The organism is Pseudomonas sp. G.S.17 (genome assembly GCF_038096165.1).
Lineage (GTDB): Bacteria > Pseudomonadota > Gammaproteobacteria > Pseudomonadales > Pseudomonadaceae > Aquipseudomonas.
Map to the genome: position 1 here is coordinate 3,242,358 of NZ_CP151076.1, position 25,003 is coordinate 3,267,360.

The window sequence follows — 25,003 nt, forward strand, 5'->3', positions numbered from 1 at the left end:
GATGAAAAAGCATGTCGTTCTCTACAAGCAACTGTCTTCCCCACTCATGGAGCGTTTGCAGGCCCACGCTGAAGTCACGTTTATCGAGGATCCCAAGCGTGATGATCTCGCCCGACTGCGCGCGGCCTTGCCTTACGCGCAGGGTCTTCTGGGCGCGAGCATCAAACTGGATGCCGCTTTGCTGGACCTTGCGCCGCAACTGGAGGCGATCTCCACTGTTTCCGTGGGCGTGGACAATTACGACCTCGAGGATCTGGACCGTCGGGGCATTGCGCTGTGCAACACCCCGGATGTTCTGACTGAAACCACCGCCGATACAGGCTTTGCCCTGATCATGGCCACGGCGCGGCGGGTGGTCGAACTGGCCAATATGGTGCGCAACGGTGAATGGAAGCAGAACATCGGCTCCGCGCATTTCGGCAGTGACGTGCATGGCAAGACGTTAGGCATCATCGGCATGGGCCGGATCGGTGAGGCACTGGCCCAGCGCGGCCATTTCGGTTTTGGCATGCCGGTGCTGTATCACAGTCACTCGCCAAAACCGGCTGTGGAAGCCCGTTTCGATGCGGGCTATCGCAGCCTTGAGGCGTTGTTGCGCGAAGCCGACTTTGTTTGCCTGACGGTGCCGTTGACCGCTGAAACCGAGGGATTGATCGGCAAGGAGCAACTGGCGCTGATGCGCCCGGAAAGCATTCTGATCAATATCGCCCGGGGCAAGGTGGTCGACGAGCAGGCGCTCATCGAGGCGCTGCAGAGCGGCCAGCTACGCGCGGCGGGGCTCGATGTGTTCGAGCGCGAACCACTGGCCAGCGATTCGCCATTGCTCGGGCTGAACAATGTCGTGGCGACGCCGCACATGGGCTCGGCAACCCATGAAACCCGCGAGGCCATGGCCAGTTGCGCAGTGGACAATCTCATCAGTGCGCTCAAGGGCCAGAGGCCGGCGAATCTGGTTAATTCGAAAGGTTGGGAGACACGGCGCTAAAGACCTCTTCGCGGGCAAGCCTCGCTTTAAAGCAAGGCTTCAAGCCAGAATGAACCGTTGGCCCATTCTGAAAGATGTTTAAGGAATAACCAACATGACCTGGATCATAAAAATGCGAAACTTCGTCCCATCCGGAAAAAAGTTTTCTGTTTGTAACCGATGCAGTGCTATTTTTGTTTCTCGATAGGACTGTTCAGATTTCTTATCAGGAAAGTGCCTCGACCATTGTGGGAATCTTCCCCAAGACCCCGCTTCCAGGTCAACCAGTGCTTTCGCTGGCCATCTCGACCGGTCCTTCCCTACCCATTGGAGCTATTGCCAGTGCCGATGTAGACGAGGTGGGCTGAATGAACAAAGTCACGTTCCCCAACGCTTGCCAGCTGATGCGCTGGTACTTCCACCCGGTCGGTTTCGAAGCCACCATGGATGCCCCCAGCAGCATGGTTGCCCGACTTTTCGATCGGGCCAGCGGCGAAACCGTCATTGCCATCGCAGGCCTGCCTTGCGCAACGGTGATGAATGCGACGGAGGTGGAACTGATTATCGAGGCGATCGAGGCGGAACTGGAGTCGTTCCGCCCATCCAGAGTGTTGAACGCGTCCTGAAACTCAGGTTTTGTGACGCAAATCCTCGAAAAATGCTTTGCCAGCGTCGATTCGATCCGACGCTTTGGTCACGTTCGCGCCCTCTTTCACGCTGCCATCGATAAACCAATAGCAGTGCCGAACGGCGCGCGTAATCGCGACATAGGCCAGACGCATCACCTCGTCTTTTTGCGCGTTGTCGAATGCATCTGTATCGCCGGCATTACCCAGCCCGGCCAGACGATACAGCTGGTTCTTGTAAGGCGAATGGGTCAGATGCTGGCAATCGCCCAGCAGGAATACCGCGTCAGCCTGCAGCCCCTTGGCGCTGTGATAGGTCAATTGTTTGAAGCGTCGCTTCTCGGATGATTGCGCATAGTCTGCATTAATAAGCGCTTGTAAGCCTTTGGACAAAGAGGCTTTTTCACTGCTTTTACGGTACAGCAATAAAATCGAATCGCCGTCCTGGTAATGCTCCATCAGCCGTTCTTCAAGCACCTGATCCTCACGATTCAGCACAGTGACCGGCAGCAACTCCTGAGCGGCTCCGCAGGCGCGGGCTTTTTTGCCGGCGATGGCCGGCGCGGCGCGGACGATATGTTCGGCAGCGTCGATGATGTGCTGATGGCTACGATAGTTTTCGCTGAGCATGACCTTGGTGGTTGCCGGCGAGGAAAATTCCTTGGGGAACTCCATGAAGAACTTGGGTGAGCTGCCGCGCCAGCCGTAGATCGATTGCCAGTCGTCGCCGACACACAGCAACGAAGCGTGCCGGGCCGTACGCCCGATGTGCAACGCCGGACCTCGCCGACGAATTTCCCGAAGACTCGCCCGGACCCACGAAACGATTTGCGGCGACACGTCCTGAAATTCATCGATCATCAAGTGCGACAGTGGCCTGAGCTGCGCATCACCCACAACTTTCAGGTTTTCCGGGGCGTTCTCGCCAAACAGGGCGAACATCCGGTTATAGGTCATGACCGGCGGCGTCTGCGCCAGCAGATGAGTTTCGAAGGCTTTCCAGAACAGACTCAACGCTTCGAAGAAATATCGATCCGGGTCGTCGTTGGCAAAGCTCATTTCGGCCACGGCAGCCGGGACGTCGAGCGCCAGGTTTTCGATAAAACTTGCCGCGGCCACGAAACTGTCCAGCAGTGGCGCAGCGCCAAGCTCGCCTTTGACCTTGTAATCAAAGCCTGGCCCGGCCACAGCAGCGCCGGACAGGGACTGTAGAACCCGGCCGCCGGCCTCATAGCTTTCCAGCCATATCAATGGTTTGCGGCAGAAAGCTTGAAACAGGGTGCGCTTGATGACCCACTCAGCCCAAACCGGCAATTTCGCCCCCGGACGTTTCAGCTGCTGGTCTTCCGATGGATCGAAGCCCAGAACCACCCAGGCGTCCAGTTCGGCGATATACCCGTGCAGGTGAAAACCGAAACCGTTGATCTCCACCGTCTGGCGCATGGGCTCGATGCCTTTGATCGGCCATGCCTTGGCGCGAATCCACAGGTCTTCAATGGTGTCGCACAATTCTTCATCACGCTTGGCCGACAACTCGGTGACGGTGACACGTTTCTGCACATCCGGATGGTCGCGCTCGAGCTCCTTGAGCTGCAACGCCTGGCGATACAGCGGCGCCATGACCTCGCGGAACCGCTCGTTGCTGGCGTACAGGTCGCGATAACACAAGTTGAGTTGCTGACGTTGCGCGTCATTGATGCGCAAATCGAAAGGGTTGCTGTCGGCGCCCTCCTCTATGCCCACGGTTGACTGGCTGCCAAGGTTTTCGAACGCCGTCAGCTGTTCAAAACCTGGCAGGCTGCGCACCAGTGGCAAGATCCGCGAATGAAAGGTGCGTACCAGCTCGCGCGCCTGCTTCTGACTCAGGTCATGGCCCCAGAAGCCGAAAATCTCGATCAGCTTGTTGACGAAGTCCTTGCGCGACTCGCGGGTGAAGGTCACGACGGTCATCGAGTCCAGCTCGAATCCCAGATAATGACTAAGGACCAGCACGCGCAATACCAGCGAAGTGGATTTTCCCGCACCTGCACCAGCGATCACGTAGGTTGACGGGGTGTCGCTGAAAATCATCTTCCATTGCGCCGCACTGGGCTGCGCATGGGGCGGCAGCTTGAGAGCCACATCGGTCTTGATGGCTTTCCTCAATTCGGCGCTCAGCGGCAGGCGCCAATCGTCGAACAGATGATCATCTACTTTCGGCCCGCGATGTTCGCTGGGGCGCGTGTCGCGGATTACCAGCACCTGCCGACCTTGCTCAATCCCGTCGAGATGCCCTTCGGCATAACCCTCATCAACGCCTTGCAAATGGCCATTCAGATAACCGTCGGCGTGTCCCTGGGACCATGAGGGGCTGTGTTGCGAGCCCAATCGTGTCAAGGATTTGCCCAGCAGCCGGGCAATCAGGCGTTTGAAGAAAGGCAGATGCTCCGCTGGGGTCAGTTCCAGCTCGGCATGAGGATGAAGATCGGTGTCCGGCACGCAGGCTCCAGCAGTCAACAGATGAGCGAAGGCGCCATGGTCGCGCTATTCGTGCTTGATCTCCAGTGAAAAGCTTGGCGATCAAGCTATTAGCCGATCAATTGCAGGTGAAATGGAGAATCAAGCCAAGCCGAAGTATCAATTAATCAGATAGTAACTAGCCAAAATACCCGCTTTTTACCGATGCATATTTGATAGATCATTGCTCCATCAACCACGAATCATCGTTCAGCAGCCCGGACATTCACACAGTGACCGGCACTGCTCAGGAGGCCACACCATGCTGCAATTACGACCTTTCAACACTTTGGGCGGCGCCAACCACGGCTGGCTGGACGCGCACCACCACTTCTCGTTCGCAGACTACTACGACCCGAAACGCATGAACTGGGGTCAGCTGCGGGTCTGGAACGACGATGTGATCGAAGCCGGCACCGGATTCCCGAAACACTCGCACCGCGACATGGAAATCATCACCTACGTTCGTGAAGGCGCGATTACCCATGAAGACAATCTGGGCAACAAGGGCCGTACCGAAGCAGGCGATGTACAGGTAATGAGTGCTGGCACCGGGATTGCCCACAGCGAATACAACATGGAATCCACCGCAACCAGGATATTCCAGATCTGGATCATGCCCAACGAAACCGGCGCGGCACCTGCATGGGGCGCCAAACCCTTTCCAAAAGGTGATCGTGAAGGCTTTGTGACCCTGGCCAGTGGCAAGAGTGGCGATGACGTCAGCCTGAGCATTCGCGCCGATGCACGTCTGGTAGCGGCCAACCTGAAAGCCGGTGAAACCGCGGAATATCGTCTGGACGCAGGTCGCCGTGCGTATCTGGTGCCGGCAACCGGCAGCATCGAAGTCAACGGCGTGCACGCAGTGGCCCGCGACGGCATCGCAGTTGAAGATGAGCAAGTGCTGCGCGTCACCGCCATCGAGGACAGTGAAATCGTGCTGGTAGACGTCGCGTAACGCGTTGCCTGACAACTGCTTCACGCAGAAAGACAAAAGCCCCGGCTCGCAAGAGTCGGGGCTTTTTGCCTATCAGTGTCCCGTCCTTTGTGGGAGATCCCCCGTCGTCCAGACCCCGCGTTGTCGCGCAGCAAACACTAGCACCCGTTGGAGCGAGGCTTGCCCGCGAAGAACGTTAACGCGCTAGCGCTGGATCACCGAGGCGTCTGATTCGCGGGCAAGCCTCGCTCCCACCAAAGCAACGCGCACTCCTGTGGGAGAGAACTTTGTCCAGACACAGTAAAAAAGATCAGTTGGGCGCAATCGCCGCATCCACCAGGACCTGCGCTTCAGCGACCAGGCGCTTGAGGTGATCTTCGCCCACAAAGCTTTCGGCGTAGATCTTGTAGATGTCCTCGGTACCGGATGGACGCGCCGCGAACCAGCCGTTTTCAGTCATGACCTTAAGGCCGCCGATGGCCTGATTGTTCCCCGGCGCATGGCTGAGCACGTTGAGGATCGGTTCGCCGGCCAGTTCGGTGGATTGCACCTGATCGGGCGACAGCTTGCCGAGCAACGCTTTCTGCTCCGGATTGGCCTTGGCTTCAACCCGCGTCGAAAACGGTTCGCCCAATTCCTCGGTCAATGCCTGATAGATCTCGCTTGGATCACGGCCTTTACGCGCTGTGATCTCAGCCGCCAGCAAGGCCGGAATCAGCCCGTCCTTGTCGGTAGTCCAAACCGTGCCGTCCCTGCGCAGGAACGAGGCGCCGGCACTTTCTTCGCCGCCGAAACCCAGCGAGCCATCGAACAGTCCTTCGGCGAAGAACTTGAAGCCCACCGGCACTTCATACAAACGACGCCCCAGACGCGCGGCAACCCGATCAATCATGCCGCTGCTGACCACGGTCTTGCCCACGGCCGCATCGGCACGCCAATCCGGACGGTTCTGGAACAGATAGTCGATGGACACTGCCAGGTAATTGTTCGGCGCAAGCAGGCCGCCGCTCGGCGTGACGATGCCGTGGCGGTCATGGTCCGGGTCGCAGGCAAAGGCGACCTGATATTTGTCCTTGAGACCGATCAGGCCTTGCATGGCGAAATTGGACGACGGGTCCATGCGGATCCGGCCATCCCAGTCGACGCTCATGAAGCGGAACGTTGGATCGACGAACTTGTTCACCACGTCCAGATTCAGGCCGTAATGCTCGCCGATCGCCGACCAGTAACGCACCCCTGCTCCGCCCAGCGGATCGACGCCCAGGCGCAGATTGGCGTTGCGGATGGCGTCCATGTCGATGACGTTTTTCAGGTCCGCGACGTAAGTGTTGAGGTAGTCATGGCGATGGGTCGTGTCAGCGCGCAGCGCTCGGTCGTGACTCATGCGCGTCACGCCCAGCACCTTCTCGGCCAGCAGTTCGTTGGCCTTGGCTTCGATCCACTTGGTGATATGGCTGTCGGCCGGACCGCCATTGGGCGGGTTGTATTTGAAGCCGCCACTTTCCGGTGGATTGTGCGAAGGCGTGATGACGATGCCATCGGCCAGGCCCGACGTGCGGCCCCGGTTGTAGCAGATGATCGCGTGGGAGATCGCCGGCGTCGGGGTGTATTCGTCGCCTTCGGAAATCATCACGTGCACGCCATTGGCGGCCAGGACTTCCAGGGCGGTGGCACTGGCGGGCGTCGACAAGGCGTGGGTGTCGGCACCCAGGAACAGCGGGCCGTCGATGCCGTTCAGCTGACGGTACAGGCAGATGGCCTGGCTGATGGCCAGAACGTGCCATTCGTTGAAGCTCAAATCAAAAGAACTGCCACGGTGCCCGGAGGTGCCGAAAGCGACCCGTTGAGTCGCCACCGAAGCGTCCGGCTGGCCGGTGTAATAGGCGGTTACCAATCGGGGAACATCGACCAGCAACTCGGCGGGTGCCAGCTTGCCGGCGAAAGGACTCAGACTCATACAACCTCCATGGAGACAGGAAAATAGAAATAACGCAGGCAGCTGTAGGGCTTTGAATAGAAAAATAGCAGCGGCGCGGCAGTTTACTGGCAGTTTGACCGCTGCGCTCGGCTATCGATCCCTAAACCCTTGAGCATCAAAGCTGCCACCATTTCGGCAACAACTGTTGCACCTTGCGCTCGGCGAAACGGTCGTCGATCAGCATCACTACGCCACGGTCGTCCTGACTGCGGATCACCCGGCCAGCGGCCTGCACGACTTTTTGCAGCCCCGGATAAAGGTAGGTGTAATCGTAGCCTGCGCCAAACAGCACAGCCATGCGCTGTTTAAGTTGTTCATTGACCGGATTGAGCTGAGCCAGACCCAACGTGGCAATGAACGCCCCGATCAGTCGCGCGCCGGGCAAATCGATCCCCTCGCCGAATGCACCGCCCAGCACCGCAAAGCCAATGCCCTGGCTTTCAAGGGTAAAGCGCGCAAGGAAGCCGTGACGATCAGCCTCGCTCATGCCCCGCGCCTGCTGCCAGATCGGCACCTGCGGATGGCGGGCCTGCATCAACTGCGCGACTTGTTGCAAATAATCAAAGCTGCTGAAGAACGCCAGATAATTGCCTGGTCGCGCTGCAAACTGCTCGGCCATCAACTCGACGATGGGCGCCAGGGACGCCTGGCGATGGGTGAAACGGGTGGATATCTGGCTGACGATCCGAACATCCAGCTGCTGGCGATTGAAGGGCGATTCGACATCGATCCAAGCCGTATCGACAGGCAAGCCGAGCAAGTCGGCGTAGTAATGCCGAGGGCTGAGGGTCGCGGAAAACAGCACGCTGCTGCGCGCTGCGGTCAATCTTGGGCGAATGAAGTTGGCTGGCACGACGTTGCGCAGGCAGAGCCGGGACAAGCTGCTGCGCTTGCCCCTTGATTCGCGCTTGCTGATGTCGAAAACGAATTGCTCGTCGAATAGTTCAGCAATGCGTACAAAGGCAATCGCTTCGAAGTAAAAGCTTTGCAGGGGACCATCGACGGCTTCCGGGTGTTCATTGAAGTAATCCCCCATCGCCGTTACGCACAGATTGAGACTTTGCAGCAACTTGCCCGGCGTGCCGGGATAGGCTTGATACGCCGCGATCTGCTCCTTGTGCAGCGCATTCCAGTCACGATTCAAGCGTTGCAGGGATTTTTTCAAAGGCGCGGGGGCAACATCGCGGATGGCGTTCATGCTTTGCTGGTCGAGGCTGGCGCTGTACATCTGCCGCGCGCGCTCGACCATGTTGTGCGCTTCATCCACCAGCACCGCGACACGCCATTGATTGAACTGCGCCAGGCCGAACAGCAAAGCGCTCAGGTCGAAATAATAGTTGTAGTCGGCGATCACCACGTCCGACCAGCGCGCCATTTCCTGGCTGAGGTAGTACGGACAGACTTGATGTTCAAGCGCCACTTGGCGCAAACCGGCTTGATCCAGCCACGGCGCCGTCAACGCGGCGTTGCGTGCAGCGGGAAGCCGGTCATAAAAACCACGAGCCAGGGGGCATGAATCGCCATTACAAGCTTTGTCCAGATGTTCGCAGGCCTTGTCCCGAGCCACCAGCTCCAGCACGCGCAATTCCAGCTCCGGTGCGCTGTGCCGAATCACTCCCAACGCATCAAGTGCCAGCTTGCGCCCCGGTGTTTTGGCGGTCAGGAAGAATAGTTTGTCGAGTTGCTGGCCGGGCGCGGCCTTGAGTATGGGAAACAAGGTGCCGATGGTCTTGCCGATGCCGGTGGGCGCCTGAGCCATCAGACAACGGCCAGTGCTGACCGCTTTGTAGACGGACTCGGCCAGATGTCGCTGGCCGATACGGAAATCCGCATGGGGAAATTTCAAGCGGCGCAGCACGTCATTGCGTTGATGGTTGTGGGCTAATTCCTGACGCGCCCAGTGCAGGAATATCCCGCAGTGCTTGTCAAAAAATGCCCGCAGCTCTGCAGCCGTATGCCGTTCACGAATCAAGGTCTCTTCTTCGCTGATGATGTTGAAGTACACCAGCGCCAGATTCACTTCACCCAATTGCAATTGCTGGCACAGCAGCCAACCGTAAATCTTTGCCTGGGCCCAATGCAGTTGCCGATGGTTGTCGGGAATGGCCGCAAAGTCACCACGGTAAGTCTTCACCTCTTCAAGCTGATTGCGCTGCGGGTCATAACCGTCTGCCCTGCCCCGGACTTTTAATTGCAAGTACTCGCCGGACAGCGCCACTTCAGTCTGGTAATCCGGGCCGCGCCGCGCGGCAACGGTACGATGCCCGGCAATGCCCTGCAGCGCAGTCGGCGCTGGGGTGAAGCGCAAGTCGAGGTCACCGGTCTTCGCCGTAAACTCGCACAGCGCGCGGACCGCTACGGCATAGACCGAGGCGTCCGCGCCATCCGGCACGAGCGCATCGCTTGGGGGGATTAAATCAGGAGCTGAATTCACTGCAGGGACGAACCATCGATTGCCGGTACTGGATGGGTGTACAGATAACAGTCTGATGCGGGTCTGGCAAATCTAAATGGATCGACGGCCCGATTGTCCCTGGCCTCAAGCGCAGCGTGCCTCGGACAACGCCCGGCGCAAGGTCGCGAGCGTGGTCTCGATGGGCAAATGATCGCCGATGGCATAGCTGATGCGCAGGTTCTGGCGATGCAAACCCTGCAGGCTGAACAGCTCGCCCGGAGCGATGACGATACGTTCCTGCAACAACTGATCAAATACCTGGCGCATGTCCACGCAAGCCACGCTTTCGGCCCAGATCACCGCCCCGCCCTGGGGCATCTCGTACTGCAGCAAGCGTCCCAGGTGACGGTCAATCAGTAATGTCATGGCCAACATTCGCTGCTCCAGCAATCGGCGCAGTTCTACCAGATGCAGATCCAGGCGCCCGCTGCTGTACAACCGCGCAATAGCCTTCTGCCGGATCGGCGGCAGATTGAACCCCTGCAACAGGAAGTATTGCTGCCATTGCGGATTGAAAAACTTGCCCAGCAAGTAGCCATAAGGTGCTTCGGCGCCAAGGATTTTTTCGAATGAACCAATGATCAACAGCCGCTCGGGGTCGATCAGATCGCGCAACCGACTGTGGGGCGCCTCGAAACTGAGCTCGCCATGGCTATCGTTCTCCAGCACCCAGATTCGGTACCGGTTCAACAGATCCGCAACCGCCTGACGATTCTCGGCGGCCAAAGCGCTGCCACGCACCGCGTTGAGAAACGACGGCAACAGCGCCAGGCCTATACCTTCGGTGAGTAACGCCTGGTCCAGCGCCGGGACGTTGATACACCCCGCCTGATCCACGGGCAACTCGATGACCCGGATGTTGAAGGACTGCAACAGGCGCAAGAGTGTCCAGGTGCAGGGTGACTCAACCAGAACCGTACTGCCGCGCAGCGCCAGGGTTTCAAGCACCACCTTCATCATGGCCAGCAGGTCTGGTCCGACGAAGGCATCTTCCGGAAGCCAGCTGCGCTGCGTCGATACCGTGTAATGCGCCGCCAACGCAGACCGCAGTTCCACATCGCCAAATGGCTGGAAGTTCGGATCCAGTGGCCCGGGATACTGCCGGACCAGTTCGCGCTCAATCAACAAGAGCGGACTTTCCAGCGACTGCACCTGGGTCGGCTGATCGTTGCCGAGCACCAGCATGCCGGGGCGGCGCGCGCTGTTGTACAGGGTTTCCAGAAGACTTTGCGTACCGTCCGAACTGCCTGGCGAACAGTCGCTGCAGCCATTGGGTTGCGCAAAGTAGCCGGATTTAGGCACAGGGCAGACCCGGCCTTCCTTTTCCAGTATCGAATAGGCATTTTGCACCGTCGAAATCGACACTTTCAAACGCAGCGCCAACTGACGCAGCGAAGGGAGCCGTGTTGCCGTATCGCTCGGCGCGTCGTTGATCAGCCCGACAAGATAGCGATATACCGTGTGATAGGCGAAATCAGGTTTGGTTTTCATGAGCGGCACCGGTCCATGCGCCTAACGCTGGGGCCAAATTTCTCGTTGACTGATGATATGCCTGACATGGCGCCGGCCACGTAGCTGCCGAGACGGAAGCTGGATCAGCGTCCGGATATCATTTCCGTAACCGCTTCACCGGTGACCGAGTCGACTGTCGATATCTTTCGTTTATCAGGATCGGCGGCGCGCACCCTGGCAATGATCGAGTGTTGCTGGTTGAAATCAACACGCTGCTTGAGATAGAGGTTCTGCAGGCCTTTGATGCTCAGGCCGCTGATATCGATCAACCACTGAATCACTTGCTCGGGGGCGGTCATTCCCGCCAGGGCCTTATGCAGGTCCGGCAGCGCAACCAACATCCCCGGATGACAGCGGCGCAGGAAAATTTCCAGGTCTCGCCCTTCATCGACGAAGGGTGAAAAAAGCAGGCACACCAGTTGCGTTTCATTCAGGCCGAACCCTTCCAGAGCAAAGGCTGCAGCCAATTCCCGACGCGCCTGCAAACGCGTCTGGCCGACATACGCCCCCAACGCCTGATCGATCAAGCGTTGAGGCATTTGTTTCCTGCGCATCATTGTCTTGGCCAGTTCAAGGTATTCGGCAATGCCATCGGCGTAGGTGCGTCCTTGCACATATTGGGCTCTCAGGCCGCGCATATGCGCCATCAGCAACGGATTGGCGCAATCTGACTCACTGAAGCTGAATGCCAGGTCATCGAAACGAAAGCCGAGGAACTCGGTGAGCAAATTCCAGTGTTCTTCGACGTTGCTGTGCATCAGATCAGAAATGGTGATGTACGACGGCACGACGGATTTGTTCGGAAAACCCACAGGGCGAACGACACGGCCGGCAGTTTCGCTGCCGTCGCCGTACAACTCCTGATAGTACGCCTGGCCAATGCTGTCGATTGTGCGCAGCATGCCGTTGAAATTCTGATTGCCCCAGTCACTGAAACGCTGTGCGTTACGTGGCACCAGACGCATGATCCAGGCGATGTATTGCTTTTGTTCCTTGCGCGAATCACCGCTGACCAGCGCATCGACGCCAGTGCCCCACGCGGCGGCGCGACCGAAAAACTCCGCGATCCCCAAATAGCAGCTATTGCAGAAGGTGGTGCGACCGTCCCCTGCCGACAGATGCCCGCTCAGCAGCATGTCCGAGCGGTTTTGCTCGCGCCCTGCCTGGGAGAACGGCAACTCCGGCTCAAATATCTGCACATACTGGTTATCCACCACCAGCAGTTCGACCCGAGGATCGTCGTGCAGAAAAAGTCCCGAGTAGGTGCGCTGAATGTTGCCCATGACGGCGGGTGTCATGCCCGCATGGCGCATGGTGGCGACGCGCAGATTGAAGGTCGCGGGTGATCTGCCGGCAATGCTTAGCTGCGCAGCCCGCAGGAAGGCGACGGTATACGCGCTGTCCTTGCCACCGCTGAAAGCGACCATGACCTTGAAGCTGGCAATGCGCTCAATGCCGCCTGCGGCTACGATCAAACGCTGAATCAATAACTGCAAGGCGGTCCGCTCGGCGCGGGTAAAGTGGCCCAACAAGCGTTGCAACACTTGTTGATACACATAACTCATCGCTTGCTCGTGTATAGAACTCATCGTGTTTCACCTGCCTGCGTATCGACGTGCGCGGGTGTGCAGATTGAATTTACATCGAGCAGCCGTCTGCATGAATAATCGACCATGACTCATTCCCTGAGTAATAATTACCCAACTATTATCAATATTAATCCATCAATTACAAGGTACAGATAAGTCGTAAAACACGGCTCACCTAAAATGGTTTAAACATAAACAACTAAACACGTTAGTTTATTTTCACTGTGTAAGCGGATGTCTTTTCCGAGTTCGCTTTCCCCTGTCAAACCCGCAGCTCAGGGCCTAGGGCAGCCTGTGCGGAGATTTCCGGCGCAGGCGTAAGACAGGGATGAATTTCACGGCAAGCATCACCGACGCGCGCCTGGTTATAAACCCTTGAAACGCAGGTGATATTAAACCTGCTCAGTCGATATTTCCGAGAAACACACAGCCATGTTTATTCGTTTTTTTGTCAAACAGCAGTATTTCAACTTGAAACTCATTAAATGGCGCAACCCCAACTATTCAATCGTCGACACTTAGCGCTTGCAGCTATAACGTACTGAAGTTTTATAGTCGGAATGCTGGAAAGTCCAAAGCCGTGCGGGGAATGAAGTTGAACGTGGTGAAGAGTGGGTTTATTGCGTCGACGCCTGGCTGGAGGCGTCGAGGAGACTGAAGTTCTGTTGCAGCACTTCTCAGGGATGGTTCAGGCAGGCTCCACTTCGAGGACTGCTCGCCCGCCAATCGGGCAGCCGTCCATATAACGGTGAGCCTGGACCACTTCGCTGAACGGGAATACGCGCATTTTCAGCGGCACCAGTACCCTGTCTGCGGTCAACTGATTGATGTCCCGCAGTGCGCGCTGCAACGCAGCTTCATCCTGAGAGATACCCAATTCCGGCTTGCCGGTGAAGTTACCCAGGCAATGCACAAAAAATTGAATGTTCTTCTGGAAAGCGGCACACGCCGGGAATGGAGTCTGATTGCCACCTTGCAGACCATAAAGCACCAGGCTGCCGCGTGGCGCCAGGACGTCGCCCATGATTGACATCTGCGGACCGCCGAGACCATCGAGCACAACATCGACGCCACGGTTTTCAGTGTATTTGTTGATCGCCATGAGCAAGTCCTGCTCTTCGGTGACCACGACTTTATCGGCCCCCAGCGACAGCAGGTAATCCCGTGCATCGTCAGTCTTGGTGGCAGCGATCACTCGCACACCCAATGCCTTGCCCAACTGGACAAAGGCCGGGCCGGCGCAATGGCTGGCATCGGTCACCAGAGCGGTCTGCCCAGGCTTGATACGCGCCAGGTCCATGTAGGCAAAATAGGCAACCAGCAGCGGCGTGTAATGCACGCTGGCTTGCAGCGGCGTCAACACGTCGGGGTAACGGGTCAGCGCAGACTGTGGCAGCACCACAACTTCGCCGTAAACCGGATGCTGGTTCGGGTCTGCCGACGGGAAGCTGGCAACCTTGTCGCCCACCGCAAAATCGTCGACGCCTTCACCCAGTGCGGTGACTACGCCAGCCATTTCATGGCCCATGCCCGCAGGGAGTCGCGCCTGGGAAGACGCCAGGTTTTGCCGCCAGAGGACGTCATACCAGCTGATGCCTATCGCCTGGACACGTACTTGTACCTCACCGGGTCCAGGCAACACGGCAGGATGCTCTTCGATCTTGAGCACCTCTGCTGGGCCAAACTGATGAAAACGGATCGTGCGGGACATTTCGAACCTCGCCTAATGAACCTTGATGCCATGAACTCTATCCGGGCGCTGCCGGGAACACTATCAGTGGCTATTAATAGTCGACATGTCTGTCATCGATTGTCATCACATTCCGTAGGCTTATCGCCTTGAGACAATCACAGACTGCCTATGTGGTCATGGGCGGCCATTGTTCGCATGTCGCACGTACATTGCAACCCATGGAATGTTTCATCTTCCGCCGTCCGATGCCCCATCGCCGACAAACCCCGGCTTCGACCCTGACCCGGTAAATCTTTGGTCATCGGTGCTGCCGGACGTTCAATGAATCTCAGGGTAATTAGCGACTCTGGACGCAGGTATCTGATCTCGCGATGAATTTATGCATGCGCAAACCGCGTATTTGCTCGTACTATTCACGCCAGCGTTGAACACACCGGCTTTCTGCTGGCTGCCCACTGCTTCGACAAATGTCCCGAGATCACCTGCCATGAATCGCAACGACCTGCGTCGCGTCGACCTCAATTTGCTGATCGTTTTCGAAACCCTGATGCACGAACGCAGCGTGACACGCGCCGCAGAGAAGTTGTTTCTCGGGCAACCGGCAATCAGCGCCGCCCTGTCACGGCTGCGCGGGCTGTTTGATGATCCGCTGTTCGTACGCACCGGCCGCAGCATGGAGCCCACCGCCCGGGCGACGGAAATCTTCGGCCTGCTCTCGCCTGCCCTGGATTCCATTTCCACTGCGGTCAGTCGTGCGTCCGAGTTCGACCCGGCAACCAGCACCGCCGTTTTTCGCATTGGGCTTTCCGACGACGCAGAATTCGCCTTGCTGCCTTCATTGCTCAAACGGCTGCGCTCGGAGGCACCCGGCATCGTACTGGTGGTGCGGCGGGTGAATTACATACTGATGCCGGCGTTATTGGCCTCTGGTGAGATTTCCATCGGTGTCAGCTACACCAACGACCTGCCCGCCAACGCCAAGCGCAAGGTGTTGCGCCGCAGCAAGCCCATGCTCCTGCGTGCCGACTCTATGCCTGGCGCGTTGAGCCTGGAAGATTTCTGTTCTCGCCCCCACGCGCTGGTGTCGTTCGCGGGCGACCTGAGTGGTTTCATCGACGGCTTCCTGGAAAAGATCGACCGCAAACGGCATGTCGTGCTGGCAGTCCCGCAATTCAACGGCCTGGCAACCTTGCTGGCAGGCACCGATATCATCGCCACCGTGCCGGATTATGCCGCCGCAGTGCTGACTGCGGCTGGCGGTGTGCGGGCCGAGGAATTGCCGATCGAGACGCAGACGTTCGAACTGCATATGGCCTGGCGCGGCTCGCAAGACAACGATCCAGGCGAGCGATGGCTGCGCTCGCGGATTCAGATGTTCTTTGGCGACCCTGAGAGTCTTTAGGCGTCGGCTGGCAGGCTGTTCGGCTGATCATTTCTGCCTTTCCACAAACCATGGAGCTCCATTCACTTCCAGTGGATTGCTACATTGGGGCACATCTGAGGGCATGCATTGGATGCTTCGAAAAGGATGCCCCCAGCCTAAGGCCAAACAGGCTATTGATAAGGGCAGTTCCGATCGGAGTCTCTGCAAATCGATAGACCGGCCTGAAGCTTTCAACATATCTGTGGGAATCCTGAGAGTTTTTTGAAAAACAGGAAGCACCTGTGATCTGCCCTACCCTGATTATCACAAGACGTGGCGAGATCACCATAGGTGAGTCAAGTAGCCGCTCCGCTATTGGTCCTGCGCGATTCCCCCCGCACTCTGTGCCGACAACACAATCGCCAGCACAATCAACACCGCTCCTGTCAACATCCGATATGACGGCGCTCCATGGAACCACCACCACGCGTAGGCCATGGCGTAGACCGGCTCCAGTGAGATGATTATCCCGGCGCTGCGCGCGTTGACGCCCTTTAAGCATCAGCCCAGAGACGAAGTACACGATGAGTTTCTTGCGGTTGAGGCCCCGCAGCAAAGCCCGGTCTTGCAAAAGGGCAAACACCTCCAGGATTAGCTGGGCAAACTCCGCGTGGCCGAAGGTGATCATATTGACACTGGCGTGAATCAGCGGCCCAGGTTGGGGTGATTGAGTCGCTCACAAATGCGCAGGGCGTCGTCGTGCTTTTCGCTCCAGTGCAGCAAATGCGAGTAGATCAGGATGCCTATATTGCTCTGCTGTGCGGTAGAAAAGGCTTCGGCCAACAAGCGCACCACAGGCTCATCGCCCACTGGGTCCGAACGCGGGAAGTCCCCCGCGGTTTTGATCGCCAATTCAACGGTGGAGCCTGGCGGTGCCACTTTCAGCATCTGATAAATGCCCGCGTTCTGCTCCGCCTCTGCGCCAAGGCGCAGGTTGAGCACCACTTAGACGCCCGCTACCTCAATGTCGTGACGCTCCTTGACGCTGTTCAATTGCTGGACAGCTGCCCAGTTGCGTCCATCGCAGATTGAAAGATAGGTGGCGTAATAACCCACCGCCTTAGTCATCTCGCACCTGTCCTCAAAACTGTAGGTGCCCATGGAGCTGTAGAAACAGGTGTCCTGTGCGTAAAACCTTGGCGTCATGGTGTTCTCCCGCAGGGCATCAGGCATTGGTTGCAAAGCACCGTCGAACGCCCACTTCGCCCCCACCAACACCGAAAGCAAATGTCTTGACACTAACTGTAGTGACCACTATAAAATACACGCAATATGTAGCGATCGATAATTAAATGGCTTTCAGTGATGCGCTGGACGGGAAGCATTCCCACAAACTGAATGAATCGGGTAGGCAACGTGATAGACCTGGCCGTACACAGCGTCGCCCAGTGGACCGAGATTATTCGCTCGCTCGCAGTCGTCGGGATTGCGCTGTATGCCGCGATATTTGTGGTGGGCACTGTCGCCTTCGTACCCGCCTCAATGCTCACGGCGCTCGCCGGTTTTTTGTACGGCCCGATGGGGGGAACGCTACTCATCTCGCCCGCTGGCTTGCTGGCTTGCTGGCTGCAGCGGTCGCGTTTGCCTTGGGCAGATCGCTTCTGCGCCCTTGGGTCAAACGACGCCTGGCGAACAGCCCCACATCAGCGGCGGTCGACCACGCAATCGAGTCAGGAGGTTTTCGAATTGTTTTTCTCTTGCGCCTAGCGTCCATCGTGCCGTTCGCTCCGCTGAGCTATGGACTCGGAGCCAGCCGAATCGCCCGTCGAGATTTCCTCCTGGCGACTTGGATCGGCCTGCTTCCTGGAACATTTCTGTATGCGTACTTGGGCTCTCTGGCGGCTGATGTCGCACAGATAATCAGTGGTGAGGTAACGACCAATCGATCGACTCAAATGATGACTTGGACGGGTCTGGTCGTTGCATTGATAGCCTTACTGACCATCGCTAGATATGCACGCAAAGCGATCAACCAAGCCCTTCTTCAACCCTCTTCAAACTAGGAGTTACACCATGAGCAACCCAACTTACGTCGAAGACTACAACGCCATCGTCACGGTGCTGAACCACTACAACGAAGGTGGCAAGCAAGCCAAAAGCAGCCTCATGAAACCTGCCTTCAGCGAGCAGGCCACCATCTTTGGTGTAGATGGCGAAGGCAAGCTGACCGGAGGTCCGATCCAGGGTCTGTTCGACATCATCGACAGCGCCTTCCGGCCCTCACCGGAAGCCAAAGGCGCCATCGTCAACGTCGATATCGTAGGCACCGCTGCCAGCGCACGTATCGATACCAATGACATCTCCGGCTTCTGCTTCACCGATTTCTTCAACTTGCTGAAGGTTGACGGAAAGTGGACCGTCATCAGCAAGATCTACCACACCCACGTTGCTCCTTAACCCAGCCGTTTGAACCGCGCCCTGTTGGCGCCAAAACCATGCAAAGGGGTTTGACCATGAGCAAAAACATCAAAGCTGTACCCACCCAGGACTACAACGCCGTTGTCGCCGTGGCCCAGCAATACGCTGACGGCCTGCGTGCCGGCAGCCCGGAAGTGCTGGAGCAGGCCTTCCACAAGGAAGCAGTGATGTACGGCTTCACCAACGGCAAACTGTTGGGCGGCCCGATCAGCAACCTGTTCGACTTCGTCCGTACCAATGGCACGGCCCCGGATATCAGTACCCGCCTGGACGTGCTGGCGATCACCCCAACCACCGCCGTGGTACGGGTGGATATGGAAAAGGACGCGATCGGTGCCGACTACAACGATTACCTGACACTGATCAAAATCGACGGCACCTGGAAGGTGATCGCTAAGGTTTATCACCAGTTCGAAGGCTGACCCGAGCGGCCTGAACGCAATGCTGTTTCTTAAGGTGATGAATCATGGCAAAAGTTGAATACAGCGCCGTCGTAGACGGCGGCGCCGAGCGCGTTTGGGATGTACTCAAGCGCTTCGGGAAGATCAGCCAGTGGCACCCGGCAATCCCGCAGAGCGTCATCGAGGACGGTCAGCCAGACGGCCTGGTCGGCTGCATTCGTCGGCTGACGTTGCAGGACGGCGCCATTCTGCGCGAGCAGTTGTTGTCGGTAGACGCGGTGAATCTGCAGTTCTCCTACCGCTTCGTTGAAGCGCCACTGCCCGTCGACAACTACGTGTTGACCGTGCGACTGATCCCGCTGACCGGCGAGCAGAAAACCGTGATTCTGTGGTCTGCGACCTTCGACACGCGCGAGCCTGATCCCCAGGGGCAATGGGCCTCGACCATCGAGTCGCTCATTGTCGGCGGGCATGAAAGCCTCCAGGTTTACCTGAACCACACCGCCACCGCGTGAATGTGCCCTACCCCGCTCCAGCAATGGATGCGGGGTTCAATTTTTCTGGAGTTACGATGCACGACCACATTGCCGAAGTGCCGCTTGAAAAAGCCTATCGGCTGATCAACCACGGCCCCACCGTGCTGGTTTCTGCTCAACACGAGGAGACTCGAAATGTGATGGCCGCGGCATGGGCCTGTGCATTGGATTTCTCACCACCCAAAGTCACTGTGGTGCTGGACAAGATCGCCAAAACCCGCGAACTCGTAGAGCTTAGCGGCGTGTTTGTGATTCAGGTTCCGACGGCGGCACAGTTGCAATTGACCCGCGCTGTCGGCAGCGTCAGCCTCCAGGAAGATCCACAGAAGCTGGCTCATAGCGGCGTCGAGCTATTCAGTATCAGCGGCCATGACGTGCCATTCGTGGCCGGCTGCTCGGCCTGGCTTGCGTGCAAACTATTGCCCGAACCTCGCAACCAGTCGACCTACGACCTGTTTATCGTTGAAGTCGTCGCTGCCTGGGCCGACACACGCGTATTCAGCGAAGGCCATTGGCACTTTGAGCGCGCGCACCCGGACTTTCGTAGCCTGCACTACATCGCAGGCGGCCACTTTTATGTGATCGGAGAAGCGCTAACCCCATCAGTGATCTAGTGCAGTTTCAACCGAGGCTCGGTGCCTGGCCCCAGGTGGTTACCCAACATCAGTAATGCCGAGGGTACCAGGCCATAGCGCGCGACTTGAGGCATGCGGTACAGCGATGCATAGAACGCCCGCGCCAACCATCCTTCCAGCGTCACGCAGGCTCTTCGCCAGCGCCACCGTCGACAATCAAAATACGAGTGTCATTGAAGGGTCTCAGTGCTTTTACTTGGGAGCACAGGACGGATCCTATAGCGCCCAGGCACACAGCGTCGCGCCGGTGCCTGGGCTGGGTGATTTCAACGCTTATGACTTACCAATCCTGACGGGTCGGCGAAATGATCAGGTCGTTGACGGTGACGTTTTCAGGCTGATTCAGTGCATACACCACTGCGCGACCAATATCGTCCGGCGAGATAGCAATTTTATTCAGCTCTTGAGCCGCTTTACGGCCTGCCGGGTCGGTGACTTTATCGGCCCAACCGGTGTTGATCACACCCGGGCTGACCGTGTTGACACGGATGCCGTGCTGCACACCCAGCTCTTTACGCATCGACTCGGTCATGGCCTGAACGAAGAACTTGGTGGCGCTGTAGATACCCGCAGCAGGCCCGACCTGATGACCAGCGACCGAATCCATATTCAGGATCTGGCCCGACTTCTGTTTCAGCATGAACGGCAACACCGCGGCGATACCGTGCAGGTATCCTTTGATGTTCACGTTGATCATCTTTTCCCAATCATCGGTGGCCAGGTCGACCCAGTTGGAAAACAGCATCAAGCCTGCGTTGTTGATCAGGATATCCACCGAACCGAAAGAGTCCTGGGCGAATTGCGCGAGCGCTTTCATATCCTCAGGATTGGTAACGTCGCTGACGCGACCTACTGCTTCACCGCCCTTGCCTTTCAGCTCGCTGACGATGGCGTCCAGGCCTTGCTGGTCCAGGGCTGCTGCGACAATTCGAACGCCTTTCTCGGACAAGGCAAGTGCCGATGCAGCACCCAGGCCGGACGATGCGCCAGTGATGATCGCGGTTTTATTCTGCAGGTAGTTCATGGGCGTTCCTCTCGTTGGTGACTGCCCGTCTGTGCGGGCAGTTTTTGGGGTTATCGCGGATATAAGGGGATCAGTAGTTGCCGACGGGCCAGTCGGTGTAGCCCTTGGCGCCGCCGCCGTAATACGACTCGCGCGGTGCGATGGTCAGTTCGGCTCCACGACGCAAGCGCTCAACCAGGTCCGGGTTGGAGATAAACAGGCGGCCAAACGCTACGGCGTCGATCTTGCCTTGGGCGCGGCGCTCAATAGCCATGTCCAGGTCGTAGTTGTTGTTGCCGATGAAGGGCCCGTTGAACTGCGCGCTCAATGCGTCCATGTCCACGCCTTCCGGTACATCACGCGAGGTGGCGGTAGCGCCTTCAACGAAGTGCAGGTACGCCAGGTCTAAGGCGTTCAACTGCTGGATCAGGTAGCCGTACATCGCCATGACATTGCTGTCGGGCGGCGTGTTGCCGGCGTCAGGCGTCACCGGCGACAAACGAATGCCAACACGGTCGTTGCCCCAGATCTTGACGATTGTTTCGGTCACTTCCAGGGTCAGACGCGCACGGTTCTCGATGGAGCCGCCGTACTGGTCGGTGCGATGGTTGGTCGAGTCCCGCAGGAACTGGTCCAGCAGGTAGCTGTTGGCCGAGTGAACCTCTACCCCGTCAAAACCAGCACGCTTGGCATTCTCGGCAGCACGTTTGTACTGCTCGATGATCCCCGGGATCTCATCGGTTTCAAGCCCCCGTGGCATCGACACCGGGACGAAGCCGTTGGTGGTATAGGTGTCGCCTTCAGCCTTGATCGCGGAAGGTGCGACCGGTGCGGCACCGTCAGGTTGCAGCTCGACACTGGAGAACCGTCCCACATGCCATAGTTGGCTGACGATCTTCCCGCCGGCGGCATGCACGGCGTCCGTGACTTTCTTCCAGCCCGCAACCTGCTCCTCGCTCCAGATGCCGGGGGTGGCCGCGTAACCGCGGCCTTGCGCGGAAATATTGGTGGCCTCGGCGACGATCAAGCCCGCGGTGGCGCGTTGAGCGTAATACTCAGCGTGCAGCTCGTTGGGGATGCCATCTTCGGCATAGCGGCTACGGGTTACAGGCGCCATCAAAATACGGTTGGCGAGTTTCATCGCGCCCAGGTTGATGGGGGTGAATAAGTCGGTACGAGTGGCGTTGTCTGTCATGATAGACCTCAATTAAATAGACCGGTCGTCTAGTAAGTTGGTAAAAAATAACTACGACAAAAGTCGCTTTGCCAGAGTCAGGGATGTTTCAAAGGCGTCGTCGCGCTTGCCGATCTTCATCATCAACGAAGCGCCGAGCCAAACCTGATAGAGCGATTGCGCAAGCGTCTCGCTTGGCGCTGTGGACGTGATCGAGCCATCGACAAGCCCCTGCTCAATACAGCGCTCAAGCTTTGCGTGGATAGCCTGCGTGCCTCGGTCGAGCACCAGGCGCATGCCCTCCGAGAGGTCACAGACCTCGGCGCCTAACTTGACCACTAGGCACTTGTCGGTAGGCAAATCAGAGCACTGGGTTTGCGCCCAATACTGGAAGTAACTCAGCAGCCTTTGCGCGGCGGGTGCAGAACCCATCAACAGCGTGTCGACTGTTGCGAGGTAGTCGGAAAAATACTGTTCAAGCAATGCCTGACCAAATTCTTCCTTGGATTTGAAGTAGTGGTAGAACGAACCTTTAGGCACGCTCGCAGCCGCTACCACCTCAGCTAACCCTACGCTGGTGTAGCCTTTGTGAGTCATCAACGTCCTGGCGACATCCAGGATGTGTTGGCGTGTTTCAGAATGATGCTTTTTCATAATGCAGCCACACTAATTAAAAATAGACCGGTCGTCTAGTAAATTTTAGAATAGCCTCACGTTCTACGACCAACGGCGAACGAAGACAAATGACAGGGTCAAGCTCATGAACCCCCCTTCCCCCACGTCAACGTTCAACACCGAGTGCCTTGCGCAATTCAACCTCAATTGCCTGGTGATCTTCGCTGCGCTGTATCAGGAAAAAAGTGTCACCAGGGCGTCCGAGCGGTTGAACATTGGGCAGCCCGCGGTCAGCAACAGCCTGTCCAAACTCAGGCTGATTTTTCAGGACCCACTGTTTTTTCGCCGAAACGCAGAGATGGTGCCCACCGCAGTCGCCGATGATATTGCGAAGCATGTGATACCGCTATTGAGCGGTATTGGCCACGTGCACGTACCGGCCCTTGGGCACGCGTCACGGCCGAACTGAAAGCTCAGAATTACGCTACGCAACCGAAAATTTCATTTTGTGTATCATTGGGCAGAACTTTCTTCCAGGCATGCTCGTCTGGCGATACGCCCCCAAGGTGCTGCACTCAATGACCAACTCCACCCCAATCCCTGTTCCACGCGCAAAAGGACGCCCGCGCGCGTTTGATCGAGACCAGGCTCTGCTGCAGGCGTTGGCAGTGTTTTGGAGGCGTGGCTACGAGCCGGCCTCTGTGGCGGAATTGTGTTCAGCCATGGGCGTCAGCCCTCCCAGCCTGTATGCGGCGTTCGGCAACAAAGCCAAGTTGTTTCTCGAAGCGGTTGCCTACTACGAAGCGACGTTCTGGGATGCCACGTGGGAGCGCATGGACACCGAGCCCGACATAGTGCTTGCCATCAGCGAGTTCTTCCACACCTCCGCGTCGATCTTGACCGAACCCGAGGCGCCCTGCGGCTGTATGGTCGTCCTCGCGGCAGTCAATGTCTCCGACGATGCCGGTGAAGTCACCGCGACCCTAAAGGCCTTGCGCCAGGAAGGCCGTGACTACTTACAGCAGCGCTTGGATCGCGCAGTGGAACAAGGTCAGCTCAAACCGGAAACCAACACTCGCCTGCTCGCCGCGGCCTTGAATACATTGCTCGAAGGCATGTCCCTGCAGGCACATGACGCTGCCAGCAGGGAAGATCTGCAAGGCATCGGCGCAACAGCCGTAGCGATGCTGAGCCCTTCCCTGTCAGCTTGACTGGAACCAACTCCGCCAAACCAAACGCTGCACTCAAGCAAGCTGTTCACACGCAGCCTTGATGCGCGCGCATGCCTGCTCCAGCAGCACCGTGGAGGTCGCAAAGGAGATGCGGAAATAACCCTCCAACCCAAACGCACTCCCCGGTACCACCGCCACCTGTGCGGCTTCGAGCAGGTACTGGCAGACATCCACGTCATTAGTCAGCACCACACCTGCAGGCGTTTTGCGCCCGAACAGCCCCGAGCATGAAGGGAAGAGATAAAAAGCCCCCTCCGGACGGCGACACACCAGGCCGGGAGTGGTGTTAAAAGCGTCCAGGCAAAGATCCCTGCGCTGACGAAACACTTCATTGCGCTCAGCCAGAAAATCGATAGGCCCGTCCAGCGCTGCCACGGCAGCCGCCTGGGATATTGCGCAGGGGTTGCTCGTGGTCTGCGATTGAATGGTGGCCATGGCAGCAATTAAAGGTTTAGGACCGCCCGCATAACCAATGCGCCAGCCCGTCATAGAATAGGCCTTTGAAACGCCATTCACGGTCAGCACGCGACCATGTAACGCCGGCACCTGCGAAGCCAGCGTGGAAAACACCCAACCGTCGTAACTCAGGTGCTCGTACATATCATCCGTCAGCACGTAGACCTGCGGATGCTCCAACAATACGGCGCCCAACCGATCAAGCTCTGCCGCGCTATAACCCGCACCCGTCGGGTTGCTTGGCGAATTCAAAATCAGCCACTTGGTACGCGGCGTGATGGCTTGCTGGAGTTGCTCGGCGGTGATCTTGAAATGCTGATGGGCCGCGCAGCGGATTTCCACGGGCGTGCCCCCCGCCAGGCGCACCATGTCCGGATAGGACACCCAGTAAGGCGCAGGAATGATGACTTCATCCCCGGGGTTAAGGGTGGCCTGCAGCGCATTGATCAGTACTTGCTTGCCGCCGGTGCCGACGCTGATTTCGTCGGTCGTGTAGGTGATGCCGTTTTCACGCTGAAACTTGCGAACGATCGCCGCTTTGAGCTCCGGAGTTCCATCCACATCGGTATAGCGGGTCTGGCCTGCATCAATCGCCGCTTTGGCAGCGGCATTGATGTGATCAGGGGTAGGAAAGTCCGGCTCGCCGGTTGACAGGCTGATGATATCGGCCCCATTGCGGCGTAACTCTGCCGCCTTGCGCGTGATTACCAGCGTTGGCGAGGGTTTAACCGCTTTCAGCAAATTTCCGAGCAATTGCATGGGGCCACTCTTTGAGCTTTTGTTGATAGTGCATCAATGCTAGCGGCCTCCAGCAGACAATTAAAACAATATATATGGATGCAAAAAATCAATTTTATTTG

24 protein-coding genes and 1 pseudogene are annotated in these 25,003 nt (G+C 57.7%); 11 read left to right on the forward strand and 14 right to left on the reverse strand.

Translation table 11 applies throughout. The annotated features are described in order from the left end of the window. The first annotated feature begins 1 nt into the window (after window position 1). Window positions 2-985: a D-glycerate dehydrogenase gene (locus AABC73_RS15275; RefSeq protein ID WP_341519912.1), complete on the forward strand. Its 984-nt coding sequence runs from the start codon at window positions 2-4 to the stop codon at window positions 983-985. Window positions 986-1,332: 347 nt separating this feature from the next. Further along, the gene (locus AABC73_RS15280) at window positions 1,333-1,590 is read left to right on the forward strand and encodes a DUF1652 domain-containing protein (protein WP_065835649.1); all 258 of its coding nucleotides are present in this window, start codon (window positions 1,333-1,335) and stop codon (window positions 1,588-1,590) included. A gap of 3 nt (window positions 1,591-1,593) precedes the next feature. Here AABC73_RS15280 and AABC73_RS15285 read toward each other — a convergent pair whose 3' ends face one another. Beyond that, window positions 1,594-4,068: a UvrD-helicase domain-containing protein gene (locus AABC73_RS15285; protein ID WP_341519914.1), complete on the reverse strand. Its 2,475-nt coding sequence runs from the start codon at window positions 4,066-4,068 to the stop codon at window positions 1,594-1,596. Window positions 4,069-4,348: 280 nt separating this feature from the next. On the opposite strand from AABC73_RS15285, the gene AABC73_RS15290 reads away from it, so the two are divergent. Then, window positions 4,349-5,044: a pirin family protein gene (locus AABC73_RS15290; protein ID WP_341519915.1), complete on the forward strand. Its 696-nt coding sequence runs from the start codon at window positions 4,349-4,351 to the stop codon at window positions 5,042-5,044. 289 nt (window positions 5,045-5,333) lie between these two features. Here AABC73_RS15290 and pgm read toward each other — a convergent pair whose 3' ends face one another. The 5 genes from pgm to AABC73_RS15315 all read right to left on the reverse strand — a co-directional run bounded on the left by pgm (window position 5,334) and on the right by AABC73_RS15315 (window position 14,268). Beyond that, window positions 5,334-6,980 carry a phosphoglucomutase (alpha-D-glucose-1,6-bisphosphate-dependent) gene (pgm, locus tag AABC73_RS15295; protein ID WP_341519916.1) on the reverse strand — a complete coding sequence of 549 codons (1,647 nt, stop codon included), beginning with the start codon at window positions 6,978-6,980 and terminating at the stop codon, window positions 5,334-5,336. 136 nt (window positions 6,981-7,116) lie between these two features. Next, window positions 7,117-9,393, reverse strand: a complete 2,277-nt coding sequence (locus tag AABC73_RS15300; protein ID WP_341519917.1) for an ATP-dependent DNA helicase — start codon at window positions 9,391-9,393, stop codon at window positions 7,117-7,119. 147 nt (window positions 9,394-9,540) lie between these two features. Then, window positions 9,541-10,947, reverse strand: a complete 1,407-nt coding sequence (locus tag AABC73_RS15305) for a PLP-dependent aminotransferase family protein (protein ID WP_341519918.1) — start codon at window positions 10,945-10,947, stop codon at window positions 9,541-9,543. Between the two features lie 104 nt (window positions 10,948-11,051). Next, window positions 11,052-12,557 carry a hypothetical protein gene (locus AABC73_RS15310; protein WP_341519919.1) on the reverse strand — a complete coding sequence of 502 codons (1,506 nt, stop codon included), beginning with the start codon at window positions 12,555-12,557 and terminating at the stop codon, window positions 11,052-11,054. Between the two features lie 688 nt (window positions 12,558-13,245). Further along, window positions 13,246-14,268: a zinc-dependent alcohol dehydrogenase family protein gene (locus AABC73_RS15315; RefSeq protein ID WP_341519920.1), complete on the reverse strand. Its 1,023-nt coding sequence runs from the start codon at window positions 14,266-14,268 to the stop codon at window positions 13,246-13,248. A gap of 469 nt (window positions 14,269-14,737) precedes the next feature. Between AABC73_RS15315 and AABC73_RS15320 the strand changes: the two genes are divergently transcribed. Continuing rightward, window positions 14,738-15,652 carry a LysR family transcriptional regulator gene (locus tag AABC73_RS15320; protein WP_341519921.1) on the forward strand — a complete coding sequence of 305 codons (915 nt, stop codon included), beginning with the start codon at window positions 14,738-14,740 and terminating at the stop codon, window positions 15,650-15,652. Between the two features lie 333 nt (window positions 15,653-15,985). Here the strand turns inward: AABC73_RS15320 and AABC73_RS15325 are convergent, their stop codons facing one another. The 3 genes from AABC73_RS15325 to AABC73_RS15335 form a co-directional block, all read right to left on the reverse strand. Continuing rightward, window positions 15,986-16,111: a hypothetical protein gene (locus tag AABC73_RS15325; protein WP_320403342.1), complete on the reverse strand. Its 126-nt coding sequence runs from the start codon at window positions 16,109-16,111 to the stop codon at window positions 15,986-15,988. A 207-nt stretch (window positions 16,112-16,318) separates the two neighbouring features. Continuing rightward, window positions 16,319-16,615: a hypothetical protein gene (locus AABC73_RS15330; RefSeq protein ID WP_341519922.1), complete on the reverse strand. Its 297-nt coding sequence runs from the start codon at window positions 16,613-16,615 to the stop codon at window positions 16,319-16,321. A gap of 3 nt (window positions 16,616-16,618) precedes the next feature. Continuing rightward, entirely contained in the window at window positions 16,619-16,846 is a 228-nt protein-coding gene (locus tag AABC73_RS15335; protein WP_341519923.1) for a hypothetical protein, read from the reverse strand. 119 nt (window positions 16,847-16,965) lie between these two features. Here AABC73_RS15335 and AABC73_RS15340 point away from each other — a divergent pair, with 119 nt between their 5' ends. The 5 genes from AABC73_RS15340 to AABC73_RS15360 are packed head-to-tail and all read left to right on the forward strand — an operon-like array spanning window position 16,966 to window position 19,642. Then, window positions 16,966-17,676: a VTT domain-containing protein gene (locus AABC73_RS15340; protein ID WP_341519924.1), complete on the forward strand. Its 711-nt coding sequence runs from the start codon at window positions 16,966-16,968 to the stop codon at window positions 17,674-17,676. 10 nt (window positions 17,677-17,686) lie between these two features. Further along, window positions 17,687-18,070, forward strand: a complete 384-nt coding sequence (locus tag AABC73_RS15345; RefSeq protein WP_010656555.1) for a nuclear transport factor 2 family protein — start codon at window positions 17,687-17,689, stop codon at window positions 18,068-18,070. 56 nt (window positions 18,071-18,126) lie between these two features. Then, the gene (locus AABC73_RS15350; protein WP_032885487.1) at window positions 18,127-18,513 is read left to right on the forward strand and encodes a nuclear transport factor 2 family protein; all 387 of its coding nucleotides are present in this window, start codon (window positions 18,127-18,129) and stop codon (window positions 18,511-18,513) included. Window positions 18,514-18,557: 44 nt separating this feature from the next. Then, window positions 18,558-19,007 (forward strand): SRPBCC family protein, encoded by a 450-nt coding sequence (locus AABC73_RS15355; protein WP_341519925.1) that lies wholly within the window; start codon window positions 18,558-18,560, stop codon window positions 19,005-19,007. Window positions 19,008-19,063: 56 nt separating this feature from the next. Beyond that, window positions 19,064-19,642: a flavin reductase family protein gene (locus AABC73_RS15360; RefSeq protein WP_341519926.1), complete on the forward strand. Its 579-nt coding sequence runs from the start codon at window positions 19,064-19,066 to the stop codon at window positions 19,640-19,642. Here the strand turns inward: AABC73_RS15360 and AABC73_RS15365 are convergent. The 4 genes and pseudogenes from AABC73_RS15365 to AABC73_RS15380 form a co-directional block, all read right to left on the reverse strand. Further along, window positions 19,639-19,788: pseudogene (locus tag AABC73_RS15365) on the reverse strand (FAD-dependent oxidoreductase); the annotation flags it as partial. The gene AABC73_RS15360 and the pseudogene AABC73_RS15365 sit on opposite strands and share 4 nt — an antisense overlap. 155 nt (window positions 19,789-19,943) lie before the next feature. Next, window positions 19,944-20,687 (reverse strand): SDR family oxidoreductase, encoded by a 744-nt coding sequence (locus AABC73_RS15370; RefSeq protein WP_341519927.1) that lies wholly within the window; start codon window positions 20,685-20,687, stop codon window positions 19,944-19,946. Between the two features lie 70 nt (window positions 20,688-20,757). Further along, window positions 20,758-21,861 carry an alkene reductase gene (locus AABC73_RS15375; protein WP_341519928.1) on the reverse strand — a complete coding sequence of 368 codons (1,104 nt, stop codon included), beginning with the start codon at window positions 21,859-21,861 and terminating at the stop codon, window positions 20,758-20,760. Window positions 21,862-21,912: 51 nt separating this feature from the next. Beyond that, the gene (locus AABC73_RS15380; protein WP_341519929.1) at window positions 21,913-22,494 is read right to left on the reverse strand and encodes a TetR/AcrR family transcriptional regulator; all 582 of its coding nucleotides are present in this window, start codon (window positions 22,492-22,494) and stop codon (window positions 21,913-21,915) included. A 106-nt stretch (window positions 22,495-22,600) separates the two neighbouring features. Here AABC73_RS15380 and AABC73_RS15385 point away from each other — a divergent pair, with 106 nt between their 5' ends. Both AABC73_RS15385 and AABC73_RS15390 read left to right on the forward strand, forming a co-directional pair. Then, a complete protein-coding gene (locus tag AABC73_RS15385) occupies window positions 22,601-22,924 on the forward strand; it encodes a LysR family transcriptional regulator (RefSeq protein ID WP_341519930.1) in 324 nt (107 codons plus the stop codon). 109 nt (window positions 22,925-23,033) lie between these two features. Continuing rightward, window positions 23,034-23,666, forward strand: a complete 633-nt coding sequence (locus AABC73_RS15390; protein WP_341524249.1) for a TetR/AcrR family transcriptional regulator — start codon at window positions 23,034-23,036, stop codon at window positions 23,664-23,666. 33 nt (window positions 23,667-23,699) lie between these two features. Here AABC73_RS15390 and AABC73_RS15395 read toward each other — a convergent pair whose 3' ends face one another. Further along, complete coding sequence (locus tag AABC73_RS15395) at window positions 23,700-24,902, reverse strand: pyridoxal phosphate-dependent aminotransferase (protein ID WP_341519931.1); 1,203 nt, start codon at window positions 24,900-24,902, stop codon at window positions 23,700-23,702. Window positions 24,903-25,003 lie beyond the last annotated feature (101 nt).

Excerpts from the sequence above, each read along its gene's own strand:
- AABC73_RS15395 (WP_341519931.1), bottom strand. The coding sequence starts at position 24,902 with ATGCAATTGCTCGGAAATTTGCTGAAAGCGGTTAAACCCTCGCCAACG.
- AABC73_RS15345 (WP_010656555.1), top strand. The coding sequence starts at position 17,687 with ATGAGCAACCCAACTTACGTCGAAGACTACAACGCCATCGTCACGGTG.
- AABC73_RS15335 (WP_341519923.1), bottom strand. The coding sequence starts at position 16,846 with ATGCCTGATGCCCTGCGGGAGAACACCATGACGCCAAGGTTTTACGCA.
- AABC73_RS15390 (WP_341524249.1), top strand. The coding sequence starts at position 23,034 with ATGACCAACTCCACCCCAATCCCTGTTCCACGCGCAAAAGGACGCCCG.
- AABC73_RS15290 (WP_341519915.1), top strand. The coding sequence starts at position 4,349 with ATGCTGCAATTACGACCTTTCAACACTTTGGGCGGCGCCAACCACGGC.
- AABC73_RS15320 (WP_341519921.1), top strand. The coding sequence starts at position 14,738 with ATGAATCGCAACGACCTGCGTCGCGTCGACCTCAATTTGCTGATCGTT.
- AABC73_RS15340 (WP_341519924.1), top strand. The coding sequence starts at position 16,966 with ATGGCTTTCAGTGATGCGCTGGACGGGAAGCATTCCCACAAACTGAAT.
- AABC73_RS15350 (WP_032885487.1), top strand. The coding sequence starts at position 18,127 with ATGAGCAAAAACATCAAAGCTGTACCCACCCAGGACTACAACGCCGTT.
- AABC73_RS15325 (WP_320403342.1), bottom strand. The coding sequence starts at position 16,111 with ATGGCCTACGCGTGGTGGTGGTTCCATGGAGCGCCGTCATATCGGATG.
- AABC73_RS15315 (WP_341519920.1), bottom strand. The coding sequence starts at position 14,268 with ATGTCCCGCACGATCCGTTTTCATCAGTTTGGCCCAGCAGAGGTGCTC.
- AABC73_RS15355 (WP_341519925.1), top strand. The coding sequence starts at position 18,558 with ATGGCAAAAGTTGAATACAGCGCCGTCGTAGACGGCGGCGCCGAGCGC.
- AABC73_RS15310 (WP_341519919.1), bottom strand. The coding sequence starts at position 12,557 with ATGAGTTCTATACACGAGCAAGCGATGAGTTATGTGTATCAACAAGTG.
- AABC73_RS15385 (WP_341519930.1), top strand. The coding sequence starts at position 22,601 with ATGAACCCCCCTTCCCCCACGTCAACGTTCAACACCGAGTGCCTTGCG.
- AABC73_RS15280 (WP_065835649.1), top strand. The coding sequence starts at position 1,333 with ATGAACAAAGTCACGTTCCCCAACGCTTGCCAGCTGATGCGCTGGTAC.
- AABC73_RS15360 (WP_341519926.1), top strand. The coding sequence starts at position 19,064 with ATGCACGACCACATTGCCGAAGTGCCGCTTGAAAAAGCCTATCGGCTG.
- pgm (WP_341519916.1), bottom strand. The coding sequence starts at position 6,980 with ATGAGTCTGAGTCCTTTCGCCGGCAAGCTGGCACCCGCCGAGTTGCTG.
- AABC73_RS15375 (WP_341519928.1), bottom strand. The coding sequence starts at position 21,861 with ATGACAGACAACGCCACTCGTACCGACTTATTCACCCCCATCAACCTG.
- AABC73_RS15380 (WP_341519929.1), bottom strand. The coding sequence starts at position 22,494 with ATGAAAAAGCATCATTCTGAAACACGCCAACACATCCTGGATGTCGCC.
- AABC73_RS15305 (WP_341519918.1), bottom strand. The coding sequence starts at position 10,947 with ATGAAAACCAAACCTGATTTCGCCTATCACACGGTATATCGCTATCTT.
- AABC73_RS15275 (WP_341519912.1), top strand. The coding sequence starts at position 2 with ATGAAAAAGCATGTCGTTCTCTACAAGCAACTGTCTTCCCCACTCATG.
- AABC73_RS15370 (WP_341519927.1), bottom strand. The coding sequence starts at position 20,687 with ATGAACTACCTGCAGAATAAAACCGCGATCATCACTGGCGCATCGTCC.